The organism is Halomonas sp. ND22Bw, from assembly GCF_003011945.1.
Lineage (GTDB): Bacteria > Pseudomonadota > Gammaproteobacteria > Pseudomonadales > Halomonadaceae > Halomonas > Halomonas halophila.
On the sequence record NZ_PXWD01001148.1, the window covers coordinates 1 to 261 of the forward strand.

1 pseudogene is annotated in these 261 nt (G+C 63.2%); it reads right to left on the minus strand.

Annotated features, from left to right (window positions below):
* Positions 1 to 261 (minus strand): annotated as a pseudogene (locus tag CVH10_RS21775) (thiol:disulfide interchange protein); the annotation flags it as partial.

The window sequence follows — 261 nt, forward strand, 5'->3', positions numbered from 1 at the left end:
CAGCACTCCCGACAAGAATGAATTGATCACTGGGTGCCTGCTCTCCAGCGTTGCCAGTTTGTTCGGCAGGAAGGCACCGAACTCGAATAGTCCGGCGAAATTCAGGCCGATCACCGTGAACATCGCCGCCAGTGCCGCGACCACCAGCGGGGTCTGCAGCTGAAAGCCCCACCCAAGCTGCTGGCCTGCCGCCCGCAGCCCGACCAGGAGGGAGCCGAGCAACACGAAGGACACCACCACGCCAGCCGAAAATGCCAGCCC